Below are 16,541 nucleotides of genomic sequence, written 5' to 3'. Positions count from 1 at the left end.
GTGATGAGCGCCGGGCTTTTCATATGTAACGCGATCTACAGGCGGGAGCAGTCACCTGTGGGAGCGAGCCTGCTCGCGAAGGCGGTGTGTCAGGCACCACTCATATTGAATGTGCCGACGTATTCGCGAGCAGGCTCGCTCCCACAAAGAGCAAGACAGATCAACGTTTGACCAGGTGCACCGCCAGTACATCGCATGGTGCGCCGTGCAGCACGTCATTCGCGGTCGAGCCGAGCAGCAGTGCCAGGCCATGACGGCCGTGACTGCCGACCACGATCAGATCGCACGCTTGTTCCTTGGCAAAATGATGGATTTCCTGGCGTGGCTGGCCGTAGGTCAGATGGCAATTGGCGCCTTCGAGCTCGGGGTATTTCGATTTGAGTTTTTCAAGACGCTCCTTGGCCTGATCAAACTGCTGTTGTTGCAGTTGTGACAGGTCCATCGGCACGTCGCCACCGAAGGCCATGGCCATAGGTTCAACGATATGCACCAGCGACAACTTGGCAGCGTTGCTCACCGACAGCTCGCGGGCGCGGTGGATCACAGGGTCGCACTCTTCGGTCAGATCTACGGCGACCAGTATGTGGTGGTAGGGCATGAGGTGCTCCTCCTGAGGGTTCGATATTGGTAAGTATGGCTGGTTTCAAGCGCATTGGTTCGCAAGTGACACAATGGGCTCATCAAAAATCGGGAGTACAGATATGACGGTCTGGCTGGTGGTGTCAATCCTGCTGGTAGTTTTAAGCCCGCTGGCATGGTTGCGCCCATCGCGCACGCAGAGCGGGCGCATGGCCCTGCGCATGGAGGCGCGACGCATCGGCCTGGCCATGCAGCTGGCGCCGCAGGAGTGGCCGCACTGGCTGCTGCCGGAGCCGCCGAATCCGTGCGCCCAGTTCCACCGGCCGCGGCGTGGCAGTCAGCCGGCGTGCTGGACCTATTGGCAGAAAACCCCGGGCGTGTGGGTCAATCAATGGCAAGAAGTCTGCGATGACCGGACCCTGCTCGATTATTTCGAAAAATTGCCGGGGAATGTTTTCAAGATCGAAGCGGACAAGCAGATGATCGCCTTGTACTGGGGCGAGAAGGGCGAGGCGACGGTTCTGCAGGATATCGACGCGACCCTGAAAGCGCTGGCGTGACGCGCGGACTTTTCTCACTGCAACGGTGTGAAACGTCCGGCAGACGCGCAATAAAAAGCCCGACATGATTCGTCGGGCGGGTTGGCCAGGCAGGCCGGTAATCTTTTTTTGCGGCAGGCGCTTCGATCGCCCCGGCAAATTTCCTCGCAGTCCCCCCAGCGTAGCCTTCTGAACAGGGCTCGGCGGAAATTAGGGCGACTTTTCTAACTATTGATTCTATGAATGGCTCAACATCGAGACGGGTGTTGCTGCTCATCATGGTGCAGAAATGACTGCAAAGTCGCATTTCAGCCCGAATTTAGGGCGATTGACAATTGTCAGAAATTCCGTGAAGGTGACGTACCCGAATCAAACGGGCGTATGAATTGAGCGTTTGTCTTACAGACTGCTCCTACAGAATCCCGACTATCGCGTTGGCGGGTGTGCCAGGCGGACGGTGTCAGTATCGACGAACAAAGCGTCCTTCTGAGCCATAAACCTGCGTCCGACGTGTACTGTTCAGCTTCCATATCGTGGAGATCAGTTGATGATTTACGAAGGTAAAGCCATCACGGTTAAAGCTCTTGAAAGTGGCATCGTCGAATTGAAATTCGACCTCAAGGGTGAGTCCGTCAACAAGTTCAACCGTCTAACCCTGAACGAACTGCGTCAGGCCGTAGACACCATCAAGGCAGATGCTTCGATCAAGGGCGTGATCGTCAGCAGCGGCAAGGACGTATTCATCGTCGGCGCCGACATCACCGAATTTGTCGACAACTTCAAGCTGCCGGATGCCGAGCTGGTTGCTGGCAATCTCGAAGCCAACAAGATCTTCAGCGATTTCGAAGACCTCAACGTGCCAACCGTCGTGGCCATCAACGGCATCGCCCTCGGTGGCGGTCTGGAAATGTGCCTGGCGGCTGACTATCGCGTCATGTCCACCAAGGCCAAGATTGGTCTGCCGGAAGTCAAACTGGGCATCTACCCGGGCTTCGGCGGTACCGTACGTCTGCCGCGTCTGATCGGTGTCGACAATGCCATCGAGTGGATTGCCGCCGGCAAGGAAAACCGTCCTGAAGACGCCCTGAAAGTCAGCGCCGGCGACGCCGTGGTTGCTCCAGAGAAGCTGCAGGAAGCTGCCCTTGAGCTGATCAAGCGCGCCATCTCCGGCGAGTTCGATTACAAGGCCAAGCGTCAGCCGAAACTTGAAAAACTCAAGTTGAACGCCATTGAACAAATGATGGCTTTCGAGACCGCCAAAGGTTTCGTGGCTGGCCAGGCCGGCCCGAATTACCCGGCGCCGGTTGAAGCGATCAAGACCATCCAGAAAGCCGCGAACTTCGGTCGCGACAAGGCGCTGGAAGTGGAAGCTGCAGGCTTCGTCAAACTGGCCAAGACCTCTGCTGCGCAGAGCCTGATCGGCCTCTTCCTGAACGATCAGGAATTGAAGAAAAAGGCCAAGGCCTATGACGAAATCGCCAAGGACGTGAAGCAGGCTGCCGTACTGGGCGCCGGCATCATGGGTGGCGGTATCGCCTATCAGTCGGCCTCCAAAGGCACGCCGATCCTGATGAAGGACATCAACGAGCACGGTATCGAGCAGGGTCTGGCCGAAGCCGCCAAGCTGCTGGTCGGCCGCGTTGACAAGGGTCGCATGACCGCTGCGAAGATGGCTGAAGTGCTCAACGGCATTCGTCCGACCCTGTCCTACGGCGACTTCGGTCACGTCGATCTGGTCGTCGAAGCTGTGGTCGAGAACCCTAAGGTCAAGCAAGCGGTACTGGCTGAAGTCGAAGACAAGGTCAAAGAGGACACCATCCTCGCGTCGAACACCTCGACTATTTCCATCAGCCTGCTGGCCAAGGCCCTCAAGCGTCCGGAAAACTTTGTCGGCATGCACTTCTTCAACCCGGTGCACATGATGCCGCTGGTGGAAGTGATCCGTGGCGAGAAGTCCAGCGAACTGGCGATCGCTACCACCGTTGCCTATGCGAAGAAAATGGGCAAGAACCCGATCGTGGTCAATGACTGCCCCGGCTTCCTGGTCAACCGCGTGCTGTTCCCGTACTTCGGCGGTTTCGCCAAGCTGGTCAGCGCCGGTGTCGACTTCGTCCGCATCGACAAAGTTATGGAAAAATTCGGCTGGCCGATGGGTCCTGCGTACCTGATGGACGTGGTCGGCATCGACACCGGTCACCACGGTCGCGACGTCATGGCTGAAGGTTTCCCGGATCGCATGAAGGATGACCGTCGTTCGGCCATCGACGTGCTGTACGAAGCCAAACGCCTGGGCCAGAAGAACGGCAAGGGCTTCTACGCCTACGAGGCCGACAAGAAAGGCAAGCAGAAGAAAGTCGCCGATCCGTCGGTACTCGAAGTGCTCAAGCCGATCGTTTACGAGCAGCGCGAAGTCACTGACGAAGACATCATCAACTGGATGATGATCCCGCTGTGCCTGGAAACCGTGCGCTGCCTGGAAGACGGCATCGTTGAAACCGCCGCCGAAGCCGACATGGGTCTGGTTTACGGTATCGGTTTCCCTCCATTCCGTGGCGGCGCGCTGCGCTACATCGATTCGATCGGTGTTGCCGAGTTCGTTGCCCTGGCTGACCAGTACGCTGATTTGGGCGCGCTGTACCACCCGACCGCGAAGCTGCGCGAAATGGCCAAGAACGGCCAGAGCTTCTTCGGTTAAGCGCCCCCAACTAGAGTGAGAGTGAACTTATGAGCTTGAATCCTAGAGACGTCGTGATTGTCGACTTCGGTCGTACTCCGATGGGCCGCTCCAAGGGCGGCATGCACCGCAACACCCGCGCCGAAGATATGTCGGCGCACCTGATCAGCAAACTGCTGGAACGCAACAGCAAGGTCGACCCGGCGGAAGTCGAGGACGTGATCTGGGGCTGCGTCAACCAGACCCTGGAGCAGGGCTGGAACATCGCGCGCATGGCGTCGCTGATGACCCAGATCCCGCACACCTCGGCCGGCCAGACCGTCAGCCGTCTGTGTGGCTCGTCGATGAGCGCGCTGCACACTGCTGCGCAAGCGATCATGACCGGCAACGGTGACGTGTTCGTGGTCGGCGGCGTCGAGCACATGGGCCACGTGAGCATGATGCATGGTGTCGATCCGAACCCGCACATGTCGCTGTACGCGGCGAAAGCCTCGGGCATGATGGGCCTGACAGCTGAAATGCTTGGCAAGATGCACGGCATCACTCGTGAGCAACAGGATGCCTTTGGCGTGCGTTCCCACCAGTTGGCCCACAAGGCAACCGTGGAAGGCAAGTTCAAGGACGAAATCATCCCGATGCAGGGCTACGACGAGAACGGTTTCCTGAAACTGTACGACTACGACGAAACCATTCGTCCGGAAACCACCCTGGAAAGTCTGGCGGCGCTCAAGCCGGCATTCAACCCGAAGGGCGGCACCGTGACTGCCGGTACTTCGTCGCAGATCACCGACGGTGCTTCGTGCATGATCGTGATGTCGGCGCAGCGTGCCCAGGACCTGGGCATCCAGCCAATGGCGGTAATCCGTTCGATGGCAGTGGCCGGTGTGGACCCGGCGATCATGGGCTATGGTCCAGTGCCGGCGACACAAAAAGCCCTGAAGCGTGCGGGCCTTGGCATCAACGATATCGACTTCTTCGAGCTCAACGAAGCTTTCGCTGCACAGGCTCTGCCAGTGCTGAAAGATCTGAAAGTGCTCGACAAGATGAACGAGAAGGTTAACCTGCACGGCGGCGCGATCGCCCTGGGTCACCCGTTCGGTTGCTCCGGTGCACGTATTTCCGGCACCCTGTTGAACGTGATGAAGCAGAATAGCGGCACCTTCGGGGTGGCCACTATGTGCATTGGTCTCGGCCAAGGCATCTCCACCGTCTTCGAACGCGTTTAAGCGTCTCGTCGATGGAAGCCGGGGCCCAGTGCCCCGGTTTTTGTTTTTGGGTTTTTTATTTATTTTTGAAAAGATTTCAGTGAGGGCCGAAGCATGCCGATACAACCTGGGCTCTACCAACATTACAAAGGTCCGCAATACCGTGTATTCAGTGTTGCGCGGCATTCCGAAACCGAAGAAGAAGTGGTCTTTTACCAAGCCCTGTATGGCGATTACGGCTTTTGGGTGCGCCCGCTGAGCATGTTCGTCGAGTCGGTCGAGGTTGACGGCGAGCAGGTGCCGCGCTTTGCTTTGGTGCAAGCCGAACCGAGCCTTTTTGACAAGGATTGAGGCGACTGCGCAGACAACCCTGCGCTTGACCTCACCTTGTATCAACTATATATAGCGGTGCCGCGTCAGGCGCCAACCGCCTTTCACTTCTAGAATTCAGGAATTTTCTGATCCATGGGCAAATCGCTGGTCATTGTGGAATCCCCGGCTAAGGCCAAGACCATCAACAAGTATCTGGGTAACCAATACGTGGTGAAGTCGAGTATCGGCCATATCCGAGACCTGCCCACCAGCGGTTCGGCTAGCGCCAGCAAAGAGCCAGCCGCCAAGCGCGGCAAGGCTGCTGCGGGCGAAGGTCCGGTGCTCTCGCCGAAAGAGAAAGCGCGCAAGCAGTTGGTCTCGCGCATGGGCGTCGATCCCGAGCACGGCTGGAAAGCCCAGTACGAGATCCTTCCCGGCAAAGAGAAGGTCATCGAAGAACTGCGCCGGCTCGCCAAGGATGCTGACACCATCTATCTCGCAACCGACTTGGATCGCGAGGGGGAAGCCATTGCCTGGCACCTGCGCGAAGCCATCGGTGGTGACGACAGCCGTTACAAGCGCGTGGTGTTCAACGAGATCACCAAGAAGGCGATTCAGGAAGCCTTCTCCGAGCCGGGCGAGCTGGACATTGATCGTGTCAACGCCCAGCAGGCGCGTCGCTTCCTCGACCGCGTCGTCGGCTACATGGTCTCGCCGCTGCTGTGGGCCAAGATCGCCCGTGGTCTGTCCGCCGGTCGCGTGCAATCGGTCGCGGTAAAACTGGTGGTCGAGCGTGAGCGCGAAATCCGTGCGTTCAATCCCGAAGAATACTGGGAAGTGCATGCCGATCTCGGCACTGCCAAAGGCTCGACCGTGCGTTTCGAAGTGGCTCGCGAAAAAGGCGAAGCCTTCAAGCCGCTGAACGAAGCCCAGGCCATGGCTGCGCTGGAGAAGCTCAAGTCTTCCAGCTACAGCATCGTCAAGCGCGAAGACAAACCGACCAGCAGCAAGCCGTCGGCGCCGTTCATCACGTCGACCTTGCAGCAGGCTGCGAGCAACCGCCTCGGTTTCGGCGTTAAGAAAACCATGATGATGGCCCAGCGTCTGTACGAAGCCGGCTACATCACTTACATGCGTACCGACTCGACCAATCTCTCGGCCGACGCCGTGGCGATGGCGCGCACATACATTGAGGACGAATTCGGCAAGAAATACCTGCCGGAAACGCCGAACGTTTACAGCAGCAAGGAAGGCGCGCAAGAGGCTCACGAAGCGATTCGTCCGTCCGACGCCAATACCACGCCGAGCAAGCTGGCGGGTATGGAGCGCGATGCCGAGCGTCTGTACGAGCTGATCTGGCGCCAATTCCTCGCCTGCCAGATGCTGCCGGCGCAGTACCTGTCGACCACCGTCAGCGTCGGTGCTGGCGACTTCGAACTGCGCGCCAAGGGCCGTATCCTCAAGTTCGACGGTTACACCCGGGTGATGCCGCAGATTGCCAAGCCTGGCGATGATGACGTGCTGCCGGACATGGCCCAGGGCGATGTGATGAAGCTGATCAAGCTCGATCCGTCGCAGCATTTCACCAAGCCACCGGCGCGTTACTCCGAGGCCAGTCTGGTCAAGGAAATGGAAAAGCGCGGCATCGGTCGTCCTTCGACCTACGCTGCGATCATTTCAACCATTCAGGATCGCGGTTATGTGACCCTGCACAACCGTCGTTTCTACTCGGAAAAGATGGGCGACATCGTCACCGAGCGTCTGTCCGAGAGCTTCTCCAATCTCATGGACTACGGCTTCACCGCCGGCATGGAAGAGAACCTCGATGACGTGGCGCAGGGCGAGCGCGACTGGAAAAACGTGCTGGACGAGTTTTACGGCGACTTCAAGAAGAAACTCGAAGTAGCGGAAAACCCGGACAGCGGCATGCGCGCCAACCAGCCGGTCATGACTGACATTCCGTGCACCACCTGCGGTCGTCCGATGCAGATTCGTACCGCATCGACTGGCGTGTTCCTCGGCTGCTCGGGCTACAGCCTGCCGCCGAAGGAGCGCTGCAAGGCTACCGTCAACCTGGTGCCGGGCGATGAAATCGCCGCGGACGACGAGGGCGAATCGGAATCGCTGGTCCTGCGTGGCAAGCATCGCTGCCCGATCTGCAGCACGGCGATGGACGCCTACCTGCTGGACGAAAAGCGCAAGCTGCACATCTGCGGCAACAACCCGGATTGCGCCGGTTACGAAATTGAAGAAGGCAGCTATCGCATCAAGGGCTATGAAGGTCCGAGTCTGGAATGCGATAAGTGCGGCAGCGAGATGCAGCTCAAGACCGGCCGTTTCGGCAAGTTCTTCGGTTGCACCAACCCGGAGTGCAAGAACACCCGCAAGCTGCTGAAGAGCGGTGACGCGGCGCCGCCGAAGATGGATCCGGTGAAGATGCCTGAGCTGAAATGCGAAAAGGTCAACGACACCTATATCCTGCGCGATGGTGCCTCCGGTCTGTTCCTGGCTGCCAGCCAGTTCCCGAAAAACCGCGAGACCCGCGCTCCGTTGGTGATCGAGATTCTGCCGCACAAGGACGAGATTGATCCGAAGTACCACTTCCTGTGCGAGGCTCCGCAAAAGGATCCTGACGGTCTGCCAGCGGTCATCCGCTACAGCCGCAAGACCAAGGAGCAATACGTTCAGACCGAGGTCGACGGCAAGCCGACAGGCTGGAAGGCGTATTACGACGGTGGCAAGTGGACTGTTGAAGACAAGCGCAGCGCAAAGGCCAAGGCTGAGTAAGCGTTAGTCTGAACAGCGAAAAGGCCGCATGAAACCTTCGGGGTTTCATGCGGCCTTTTTGTTTTTTGCTTGCGCTGGCATTGGTTGATCCATGACACTGCCGGGCCTGTGTGAAGCAATTATTTCGTTGTGGAGGCTGCCGTCATGGCCCACGAACTCTATACCCGCACCAACCAGAAGATCTATTTCGCCGGCCTGTCACTCGAAGCTCTGGCTCGTGCTGAAGAAGGGCGGGCGATGAATACTCTGGCGCTGATCCAGGCCGGGCGTGAGTCGGCGCTGTTTCACCTCTACGGCGCACTGCTGGGCTTGTGTCATGAGATCGCTGGCTTTTATCGTCTGCCGCAGGCCAATTCGCCGAGGGCGGAGGAGTTGCTGAGGCGCGAAGTGCTGGAATCGATAGCGATCCCGGAGCTGGCGGAAATGGTCGAGCTGGCCGGTAATCCGGAAACCTGGCTGGCGAAACTGCTGGCGGCGCACGCAGCACTGTTTCAGCCACCGAGGGCGCCACGCAAGCCGAAAGGCGACGTGACACAACCGCTGATCCAAGCGATTAATCTAGATGAAGAACAAGCGCCAGAAGAATTGAGTCGAGATGAGCTGGAGAGCTGGCGGCAGAACCTCAAGGGCCTGGCCCTGCGTTTCCGGGAAGGCTTGAACGAGTGCTGAGGTAGTTTGGCGCAGTGGCAATCTGAAACATGCTGCTGGTCAAGATCCTGAGCGAAGCTCGAATGATGTCTATATAATCGCTGCCTTTCGTGGAGAACAGACCTATATGCCAACGTCCTTTCTAGAAATTGTCGAGTTACCAGACGGCCGAATCGAACTGCGCAGGGCTGAGGACGAAGGTTCTCTGGTGACGCTGGATTTCTCCGAGGATGCCAAAGCGTTCCTGCAGGGCCAGCACGTTGAAATCGCCAAAGCGATGTTGAGCGTTGGCGTGCAGATGGCAGGTCGTATGGTTGAAGGCGAGTTTGATAAGGAAGAGGGGCCGCGGGTTCTTCATTGATCCACGCTTTGGTCTTTTCTCGGTCGCTTGCGCTTCAGATCGGCTTCTCTGTCCCTGGAGAAGCCCTGCGCTTCACACAGCGCGCATTACCAATCAATCAACCCAAACGAATGTTCAGGCTCTGAGCTTCGCCCGTACGCGCGGCGCTGATCAGTTGTTGCCTCGAATTGGCATTCAACGGGTTTAGCCAGGTCACCACGGTGTGGCTGCGACCCAGCCGCAACGCTTCGCACGCCAGTTGCTGAGCACTCTGAGTGCCGCGCGGTTGCAGCAGAAGAATGCGTTCGCGATTCAGGCCGGCATCGCGCAGCCAGGTTTGCGTCAGACTGGCGGGTGGGGCGATCAGCGTCAGCCAGCGCGCATCCTGATCCTCGCTCAATTCACGCAGGATCGGCGCTAGCAGGTTCAGGCAGTTCCCGGCCGCACCACGCAGTGATAGCTCACTGAAGGCGTCAGGTTTGGCATTCCAGTCACGCTCGACCACGTCTTTGAGGATCGGCGCAATCGGTTGCGCCAGAAACGCTTCAAACAAAGGCAGTTGTGTTTGCTGAGGTGTGTGTGGGAACTGCATGGAGCCTCCTTTAGCGGCGAATGACGCCGACACTCAAGCCTTCGATCACCAGTTCCTGATCTTTCAGGTCGACTTCGATAGGGGCGAACTCGGGGTTTTCGGCAATCAGCCAGACTTTGCTGCCTTCACGCTTGAAGCGTTTGACCGTCACTTCGTCGCCGATGCGGGCAACCACAACCTGACCGTTACGCGCTTCGCGGGTGGTGTGAACAGCCAGCAAGTCGCCGTCGAAGATGCCGATGTCCTTCATGCTCATGCCGTGCACACGCAACAGGTAGTCGGCGCGAGGATGGAAGAAGGTCGGGTTGATGTTGCAGGATTCTTCGATGTGCTGCTGGGCGAGGATCGGCGCGCCGGCAGCCACTCGGCCAATGATCGGCAGGGTGGAGTCGTCGGCCTTGGCTTCGAAGCCGGGAATACGGATGCCGCGGGAAGCACCTGGGGTCATCTCGATCGCGCCTTTGCGGGCGAGGGCCTTGAGATGTTCTTCCGCCGCGTTGGGCGATTTGAAACCCAGTTCCTGAGCGATTTCCGCACGGGTGGGCGGATAGCCGTTGTCTTCGAGGCAACGTTTGATAAAGGCCAGAATCTCGGCTTGGCGTGGCGTCAGCTTTAGCATATTGATCGCTCTGTCTTTTTATACAGTGACTGGGATTATATACAGTGAAGCGGTCTTGGCAATGGGCGTTTTTTTGCCGTCCGCCGAGCGGTCGCGCAGGGCGCTTATTAATGCTGGCGCCTTGTGTGGTTAAATAGCTGACCGACCATTCCCAAAACGAACCGGCAGGCTTGACAAGGCACAGGCTGAAACGTATGTTTCAAACAAGTGTTTGTCAGGCGGAGTAGCCATGGCCCAGTCGGAAACCGTTGAACGCATTCTTGATGCTGCCGAGCAGTTGTTCGCGGAGAAAGGATTCGCTGAAACCTCATTGCGTTTGATCACCAGCAAGGCTGGCGTCAATCTGGCTGCGGTGAATTATCACTTCGGCTCGAAAAAGGCGTTGATTCAAGCTGTGTTCTCGCGCTTCCTCGGTCCGTTCTGCGTGAGCCTTGATAAAGAGCTGGAGCGCCGTCAGGCCAAGCCTGAGAACAAGCCGACCCTCGAGGAGTTGCTGGAAATTCTCGTCGAGCAGGCGCTCGTCGTGCAGCCTCGCAGCGGTAACGATCTGTCGATCTTCATGCGTTTGCTCGGCCTCGCGTTCAGCCAGAGCCAGGGCCACTTGCGACGTTATCTGGAAGACATGTACGGCAAGGTGTTCCGCCGCTACATGCTGCTGGTCAATGAAGCGGCGCCACGCATTCCACCGATCGAGCTGTTCTGGCGCGTGCACTTCATGCTTGGCGCTGCGGCGTTCAGCATGTCCGGGATCAAGGCCTTGCGCGCGATCGCCGAGACCGATTTCGGCGTCAATACCTCCATCGAACAAGTGATGCGCCTGATGGTGCCGTTCCTCGCTGCTGGCATGCGCGCCGAAACTGGCGTCACCGATACAGCCATGGCCAGTGCGCAATTGCGCCCGCGCAGCAAATCCATGCCGGTCGCCGCCAAGGTTTGACTGCGCACGGGTGGGCGCGGCAGCTGGTATCCGCTAAGCTAGCCGGCCATGCCGACTCTCGTACTGAACCCGATCTGCATGAATTCTGCTAACCGTCCGGGCGTTGCCCACGGTAGCGAATGCAAGCAGATCGGGTTTTTCGTTTTCAAGGAATCTCTATGACTGCTGGCCTGCAAGGCTCGTTGATGGTGGACGTCGCCGGTACCTGGCTGACGGCCGAAGATCGCCAATTGTTGCGTCAGCCCGAAGTGGGCGGCCTGATCATTTTCGCCCGCAACATCGAGCATCCTCGCCAAGTGCGCGAACTCAGCGCCGCGATCCGCGCGATTCGCCCGGATCTGCTGCTGGCGGTGGATCAAGAGGGCGGGCGTGTGCAGCGTCTGCGTCAGGGTTTCGTCCGTCTGCCAGCGATGCGCGCCATCGCCGATAACCCGAATGCAGAGTATCTCGCCGAGCAATGCGGCTGGATCATGGCCACCGAAGTGCTGGCGGTCGGGCTCGACCTGAGTTTCGCCCCGGTGCTGGATCTGGACTATCAGCGCAGCGCCGTGGTCGGCACCCGTTCTTTCGAAGGGGATCCCGAGCGCGCTGCCTTGCTCGCCGGTGCATTCATTCGCGGCATGAACAGCGCCGGCATGGCCGCCACCGGCAAACATTTCCCGGGCCACGGCTGGGCCGAAGCCGACTCCCATGTGGCGATCCCGAACGACGAGCGTAGTCTCGACGTGATCCGCGCCAATGATCTGGTGCCCTTCGCCAAACTCAGCAAACAACTGGCCGCCGTCATGCCGGCCCACGTCATCTATCCGCAAGTCGACTCGCAGCCCGCCGGTTTCTCCCGACGCTGGCTGCAGGAGATCCTGCGCGGCGAGTTGCAGTTCGATGGCGTGATCTTCAGCGATGATCTGTCGATGGCCGGCGCCCACGTGGTCGGCGACGCTGCCAGCCGCATCGAAGCCGCGCTGAGTGCCGGTTGCGACATGGGTCTGGTGTGCAACGACCGCGCGGCAGCCGAGCTGGCGTTGAGTGCTGCCCAGCGTATGAAGGTCAAGCCTTCCGCGCGCATCGCGAAGATGCGCGGGCAGGCCTTCGCCAGCACCGATTATCGTCAGGACCCGCGTTGGCTCACCGCCCTCGGCGCGCTCAAAGACGCTCAACTGATCGAGTAAGGATTTTTCGTTATGACCGTTTACGCAATCATCGGTGGCACTGGCCTGACTCAGCTCGAAGGCCTGAGCATTCGCCAGTCGCTGGCAGTCGACACCCCGTACGGCGCGCCTTCGGCCGAGGTGCAGATTGGTGAGTACGCTGGCAAGGAAGTGCTGTTCCTCGCCCGTCACGGTCACCCGCATCGTTTCCCGCCGCACAAGGTCAACTACCGCGCCAACCTGTGGGCGTTGAAGCAGGCCGGTGCCGAAGCGATCATCGCCGTTAACGCGGTGGGCGGGATCCATCCGGCCATGGGCACCGGGCATTTCTGCGTGCCGCACCAGATCGTCGACTACACCAGTGGGCGCGAGCACACCTATTTCGCCGATGATCTGGAGCACGTCACCCACATCGATTTCAGCTTTCCCTACAGCGAGCCGTTGCGTCAGCAATTGATTGCAGCAGTCGCCGCCGAAGGCTGCGAATTCAGCGATCAAGGCGTGTACGCCTGCACCCAGGGACCGCGTCTGGAAACGGTCGCCGAGATCGTGCGACTGGAGCGTGACGGCTGCGACATCGTCGGCATGACCGGCATGCCGGAAGCAGCGCTGGCGCGTGAGCTGGATCTGGATTACGCCTGTCTGGCGCTGGTGGTGAATCCTGCAGCCGGCAAGACCACCGAAGTCATCACCATGGCTGAAATCGAGCAGGCCCTGCACGACGGTATGGGCAAGGTGAAATCAACGTTGGCCCGAGTGCTGGCCAGCTAAGGACTGTCCATGAGCATTTTCATCGAGCGGCTCAAAGGGCTGACATGGACCCACGCATTCAGTAGCAAGGCGTTGGCCAAGGCCCGCGCTTATGCCGCCGATGACCGGGTCGAGGTCCTCGAGATCGATGACAGGAAGATAGAGGCGTTCTGCGTCGGATCGCAACTTCAGGCGTATGAGCAAACCATTTACCTGTCAGAAGATCGGTTGGGATCGGTTAGCTTGCGATGTCTGTGCAGCTGTCCGGTTGCACTGGACTGCAAGCACAGCGCAGCGGTGCTCTATCACCTGCTGGGCACTGGCGAGGATGCGTCTGGAAGTGACGCGCAGACCCCGTTGGGACGAGCGCTGGAGCATTGGCTTTCGACAATTCCCGTGCCGGCCAAGCCCGCTGAAGAAAGTGCGCAAACCGCAGGTACGCGTCTGTTTTACAAGCTCAAACCGACGTCTGCGAACGGCAAGTGGCTGCTGGATATTTTCAAGGTCTACCAGCTCAAGAGCGGCGAGTTACGCGAGGTCAAACCGATGTACTCGCTCGCGGAAATGCTCATGCGCCAGCCCGGCTACCTGTCCGAGCTGGATCTGCGCATCGCCCGGCTGTTGGTCGCCATGCATTCCCATCACGCCTATTACAGCGGCTATCCGCTGGAAGGCAGCAGTGGCGCCGAACTGCTGGAAATGCTCCTGCGCACCTCGCGGCTGTTCCTCGACTTCGAAGACCTGCGAGCGCTGACACCGGGGGCGAAACGCGTCGGTCAGTTCTCTTGGGCCGAGCAGGCTGACGGCGGATTCCGCGCGCAATGGAGCAGTGCCGAAGCCGCGCAGGAAACCGTGCTGGCGCTGGAGCCGCTTTATTACCTTGATCGTGAGCAGCGCCAGGTTGGCCCGCTGTTCACTGAGCTGGAAGAAAAGCTCGCCTGCCATTTGACCCTGGCGCCAGACATTCCGGCGCGTCAGGCCATGCAGTTCAGCCATCGCATGAGCGCGGCGACCCAAATTGCGCCACCGCACAAGCTCACCGAACGGATCATCGATGACGTGCTGCCGCAGCCGCAATTGACCCTGGTCAGCGGCCGAGAACGCTCGCGCTGGGAATATGTGCTGGAGCACCGCGCCGCTCTGCTGTTTACCTACAACGGTCATCCGGCGGTGGATCGCAACCCGGAAGTGATGATCCTCAACGGCAGCGAAACCCAGCGCATTCAGCGTCAACCGGCGCTGGAAAAGAAGCTGCGCCAGAACCTGCAAAAACATGGCTTCAAGAAAGCCACGCGCAAGAGTGCAATGGATCGTCCCGGCGAGATGTTTACCCTGCCGGATGATTCCGCCTGGCTCGGGTTCATGCACGAAGGGCTGGCCACGCTGCGCGCCGCAAATTGGAAAATCGAGATCAGTCCCGGTTTCCATTTCGATGTACAACCGGTTGAGCAGTGGTACGCGGAGGTTGAAGAAGAGGCTACGCATCAGTGGTTTGATTTGCAGTTGGGTATCGTCGTCAACGGCGAGCGCTACAGCTTGCTGCCGATTCTTCTACACCTGTTGCGGACCCAGCCGCGCTTGCTCGACCCGGTCAATCTGGCGCAGCGCAGCGATGATGAAAAACTCCTGATCGAGCTCAAGCCCAGCGGTTTTGGCGAACCGGCGGGCGCCAAAGTCGCGTTGCCGCTGAGTCGGGTCAAACCGCTGATGGCGACGCTGGGCGAGTTGTACCTGGGCGGCCATCAAGGTGATGCGCTGCGCTTGACCGCTCCAGACGCCGCGCGTCTGAGTATGCTCGATGGCGTGCCGCTGGATTGGCAGGGCGGCGAACGTCTGCGCACTTTTGCCAAGCGTCTGCAGAATTCCAGCCACGCCCAGGTTGCTGCGCCGGCCGGCCTCAACGCGCAGCTGCGTCCGTATCAGCTCGAAGGCCTGAACTGGATGCAGACCCTGCGCGAGCTGGAGGTCGGCGGCATTCTGGGCGATGACATGGGCCTGGGCAAAACCCTGCAGACCCTGGCGCATCTGCTCACGGAAAAACACGCCGGGCGTCTGGACTGTCCGGCACTGGCGGTGATGCCGACCAGCCTGATTCCCAACTGGCTCGACGAAGCCGAGCGCTTCACGCCGCAGTTGAAAGTCCTGGCGCTGCACGGCACCGGGCGGCAAAAGGACTTTGCCAATCTGGGCGCATACGACTTGGTGCTGACCACTTATGCATTGCTGCCCAGGGATCTGGAAATCTTGCAGCCACAGTCGTGGAGCGTGCTGATTCTCGACGAAGCGCAGAACATCAAGAACCCGCTGAGCAAAGCCGCCCAGGCTGCCCGTGACTTGCAGGCCCGTCAGCGCTTGTGTCTGAGCGGTACGCCGCTGGAAAACCACCTCGGTGAGCTGTGGTCACAGTTCCATTTCCTCATGCCCGGCTGGCTCGGCGACAGTAAATCCTTCAATCGCGATTACCGCACGCCGATCGAGAAGCACGGCAATGTGCAGCGCATGCAGCACCTGACCGCACGTATCAAGCCGTTTTTGCTGCGGCGCAAGAAGGATCAGGTCGCCACCGAGTTGCCGCCGAAAACCGAGATCATCCACTGGGTCGAACTCAGCGATGGTCAGCGCGACGTCTATGAGACGGTGCGTGTGGCGATGGACAAAAAGGTCCGCGACGAAATCGCCCGCAGCGGCGTGGCGCGCAGTCAGATCATCATCCTCGATGCGCTGCTCAAGCTGCGCCAGGTCTGCTGTGATCTGCGCCTGGTCAATATGCCGCTCACGGCGAAGGCGTTGCGCTCGGGCAGCGGCAAGCTGATCAGCCTGATGGAGATGCTCGAAGAATTGCTCGGCGAAGGTCGGCGCATTCTGCTGTTTTCCCAATTCACCTCGATGCTGGCGCTGATTGAGCAGGAGTTGCAGCAACGCGGGCTTGCCTACTCGTTGCTGACCGGCGACACCACCGATCGGCGCACGCCGGTGAAGGATTTTCAGAGCGGCAAGGTGCCGTTGTTCCTGATCAGCCTCAAGGCCGGCGGTACCGGTCTGAACCTGACGGCGGCGGACACGGTGATTCACTTCGATCCGTGGTGGAACCCGGCGGTGGAGAATCAGGCGACTGATCGGGCGTATCGCATCGGGCAGAACAATCCGGTGTTCGTCTACAAGTTGATTGCCAAAGGCACCGTCGAAGAGAAGATCCAGGCGTTGCAGCAGGAGAAAGCGGCGCTGGCCGGGGCGGTGCTCGAGGGCGGCACGACGGGCGGATTCAAACTGGAACAGAGTGATATCGAGGCGCTGTTTGCGCCGTTGCCGGTTTCCAGAGGTTGAAGGTTTTGAACCGCGGTGTGGCCATTCGCGAGCAGGCTCGCTCCCACGTTTGATCTTCAGTGAATCTGGATCGTGTGGGAGCGAGCC

At 59.4% G+C, this 16,541-nt stretch carries 14 protein-coding genes; 11 read left to right on the top strand and 3 right to left on the bottom strand.

Annotated elements, in window-relative coordinates; all coding sequences use genetic code 11:
* Positions 1-160: 160 nt before the first annotated feature.
* Positions 161-598 (bottom strand): universal stress protein, encoded by a 438-nt coding sequence (locus tag QMX86_RS23040; RefSeq protein WP_016775498.1) that lies wholly within the window; start codon positions 596-598, stop codon positions 161-163.
* 103 nt (positions 599-701) lie between these two features.
* Between QMX86_RS23040 and QMX86_RS23035 the strand changes: the two genes are divergently transcribed.
* The 7 genes from QMX86_RS23035 to QMX86_RS23005 all read left to right on the top strand — a co-directional run bounded on the left by QMX86_RS23035 (position 702) and on the right by QMX86_RS23005 (position 9,105).
* Positions 702-1,139, top strand: a complete 438-nt coding sequence (locus tag QMX86_RS23035) for a hypothetical protein (protein WP_110603450.1) — start codon at positions 702-704, stop codon at positions 1,137-1,139.
* Positions 1,140-1,665: 526 nt separating this feature from the next.
* Positions 1,666-3,813 (top strand): fatty acid oxidation complex subunit alpha FadB, encoded by a 2,148-nt coding sequence (gene fadB / locus QMX86_RS23030; protein ID WP_282390415.1) that lies wholly within the window; start codon positions 1,666-1,668, stop codon positions 3,811-3,813.
* A gap of 29 nt (positions 3,814-3,842) precedes the next feature.
* Positions 3,843-5,018: an acetyl-CoA C-acyltransferase FadA gene (gene fadA / locus QMX86_RS23025; RefSeq protein WP_016775495.1), complete on the top strand. Its 1,176-nt coding sequence runs from the start codon at positions 3,843-3,845 to the stop codon at positions 5,016-5,018.
* 93 nt (positions 5,019-5,111) lie between these two features.
* Complete coding sequence (locus QMX86_RS23020; protein ID WP_071173061.1) at positions 5,112-5,348, top strand: DUF1653 domain-containing protein; 237 nt, start codon at positions 5,112-5,114, stop codon at positions 5,346-5,348.
* A 114-nt stretch (positions 5,349-5,462) separates the two neighbouring features.
* Positions 5,463-8,096 (top strand): type I DNA topoisomerase, encoded by a 2,634-nt coding sequence (gene topA, locus QMX86_RS23015; protein ID WP_016775493.1) that lies wholly within the window; start codon positions 5,463-5,465, stop codon positions 8,094-8,096.
* 144 nt (positions 8,097-8,240) lie between these two features.
* Entirely contained in the window at positions 8,241-8,765 is a 525-nt protein-coding gene (locus QMX86_RS23010; protein WP_282384462.1) for a DUF6586 family protein, read from the top strand.
* 106 nt (positions 8,766-8,871) lie between these two features.
* On the top strand, positions 8,872-9,105 hold the full coding sequence (locus QMX86_RS23005) for a hypothetical protein (protein ID WP_003226592.1): 234 nt from the start codon (positions 8,872-8,874) through the stop codon (positions 9,103-9,105).
* A gap of 97 nt (positions 9,106-9,202) precedes the next feature.
* On the opposite strand, the gene sulA is transcribed toward QMX86_RS23005, so the two are convergent.
* Together sulA and lexA are read right to left on the bottom strand one after the other, a co-directional pair.
* Positions 9,203-9,676, bottom strand: a complete 474-nt coding sequence (sulA, locus tag QMX86_RS23000; protein ID WP_041477346.1) for an SOS-induced cell division inhibitor SulA — start codon at positions 9,674-9,676, stop codon at positions 9,203-9,205.
* Between the two features lie 10 nt (positions 9,677-9,686).
* Positions 9,687-10,295 carry a transcriptional repressor LexA gene (gene lexA, locus QMX86_RS22995; protein WP_016775490.1) on the bottom strand — a complete coding sequence of 203 codons (609 nt, stop codon included), beginning with the start codon at positions 10,293-10,295 and terminating at the stop codon, positions 9,687-9,689.
* A 229-nt stretch (positions 10,296-10,524) separates the two neighbouring features.
* Here lexA and QMX86_RS22990 point away from each other — a divergent pair, with 229 nt between their 5' ends.
* The 4 genes from QMX86_RS22990 to QMX86_RS22975 all read left to right on the top strand — a co-directional run bounded on the left by QMX86_RS22990 (position 10,525) and on the right by QMX86_RS22975 (position 16,454).
* Complete coding sequence (locus QMX86_RS22990) at positions 10,525-11,232, top strand: TetR/AcrR family transcriptional regulator (RefSeq protein WP_016775489.1); 708 nt, start codon at positions 10,525-10,527, stop codon at positions 11,230-11,232.
* Between the two features lie 158 nt (positions 11,233-11,390).
* Complete coding sequence (gene nagZ / locus QMX86_RS22985) at positions 11,391-12,401, top strand: beta-N-acetylhexosaminidase (protein WP_282384463.1); 1,011 nt, start codon at positions 11,391-11,393, stop codon at positions 12,399-12,401.
* A 12-nt stretch (positions 12,402-12,413) separates the two neighbouring features.
* Positions 12,414-13,151, top strand: a complete 738-nt coding sequence (locus QMX86_RS22980; RefSeq protein ID WP_071173058.1) for an S-methyl-5'-thioinosine phosphorylase — start codon at positions 12,414-12,416, stop codon at positions 13,149-13,151.
* A 9-nt stretch (positions 13,152-13,160) separates the two neighbouring features.
* On the top strand, positions 13,161-16,454 hold the full coding sequence (locus QMX86_RS22975; RefSeq protein ID WP_282384464.1) for a DEAD/DEAH box helicase: 3,294 nt from the start codon (positions 13,161-13,163) through the stop codon (positions 16,452-16,454).
* The last annotated feature ends 87 nt before the right edge of the window (positions 16,455-16,541 follow it).

The organism is Pseudomonas sp. PS01270 (assembly GCF_029959775.1).
Taxonomy (GTDB): domain Bacteria; phylum Pseudomonadota; class Gammaproteobacteria; order Pseudomonadales; family Pseudomonadaceae; genus Aquipseudomonas; species Aquipseudomonas atacamensis.
This window is presented reverse-complemented; position numbering and strand designations above follow the sequence as displayed.

Coding starts and splice junctions, on each gene's coding strand:
- fadA (WP_016775495.1), top strand. CDS start 3,843: ATGAGCTTGAATCCTAGAGACGTCGTGATTGTCGACTTCGGTCGTACT.
- QMX86_RS22980 (WP_071173058.1), top strand. CDS start 12,414: ATGACCGTTTACGCAATCATCGGTGGCACTGGCCTGACTCAGCTCGAA.
- nagZ (WP_282384463.1), top strand. CDS start 11,391: ATGACTGCTGGCCTGCAAGGCTCGTTGATGGTGGACGTCGCCGGTACC.
- topA (WP_016775493.1), top strand. CDS start 5,463: ATGGGCAAATCGCTGGTCATTGTGGAATCCCCGGCTAAGGCCAAGACC.
- QMX86_RS23005 (WP_003226592.1), top strand. CDS start 8,872: ATGCCAACGTCCTTTCTAGAAATTGTCGAGTTACCAGACGGCCGAATC.
- QMX86_RS23040 (WP_016775498.1), bottom strand. CDS start 598: ATGCCCTACCACCACATACTGGTCGCCGTAGATCTGACCGAAGAGTGC.
- fadB (WP_282390415.1), top strand. CDS start 1,666: ATGATTTACGAAGGTAAAGCCATCACGGTTAAAGCTCTTGAAAGTGGC.
- lexA (WP_016775490.1), bottom strand. CDS start 10,295: ATGCTAAAGCTGACGCCACGCCAAGCCGAGATTCTGGCCTTTATCAAA.
- sulA (WP_041477346.1), bottom strand. CDS start 9,676: ATGCAGTTCCCACACACACCTCAGCAAACACAACTGCCTTTGTTTGAA.
- QMX86_RS23035 (WP_110603450.1), top strand. CDS start 702: ATGACGGTCTGGCTGGTGGTGTCAATCCTGCTGGTAGTTTTAAGCCCG.
- QMX86_RS22975 (WP_282384464.1), top strand. CDS start 13,161: ATGAGCATTTTCATCGAGCGGCTCAAAGGGCTGACATGGACCCACGCA.
- QMX86_RS23020 (WP_071173061.1), top strand. CDS start 5,112: ATGCCGATACAACCTGGGCTCTACCAACATTACAAAGGTCCGCAATAC.
- QMX86_RS22990 (WP_016775489.1), top strand. CDS start 10,525: ATGGCCCAGTCGGAAACCGTTGAACGCATTCTTGATGCTGCCGAGCAG.
- QMX86_RS23010 (WP_282384462.1), top strand. CDS start 8,241: ATGGCCCACGAACTCTATACCCGCACCAACCAGAAGATCTATTTCGCC.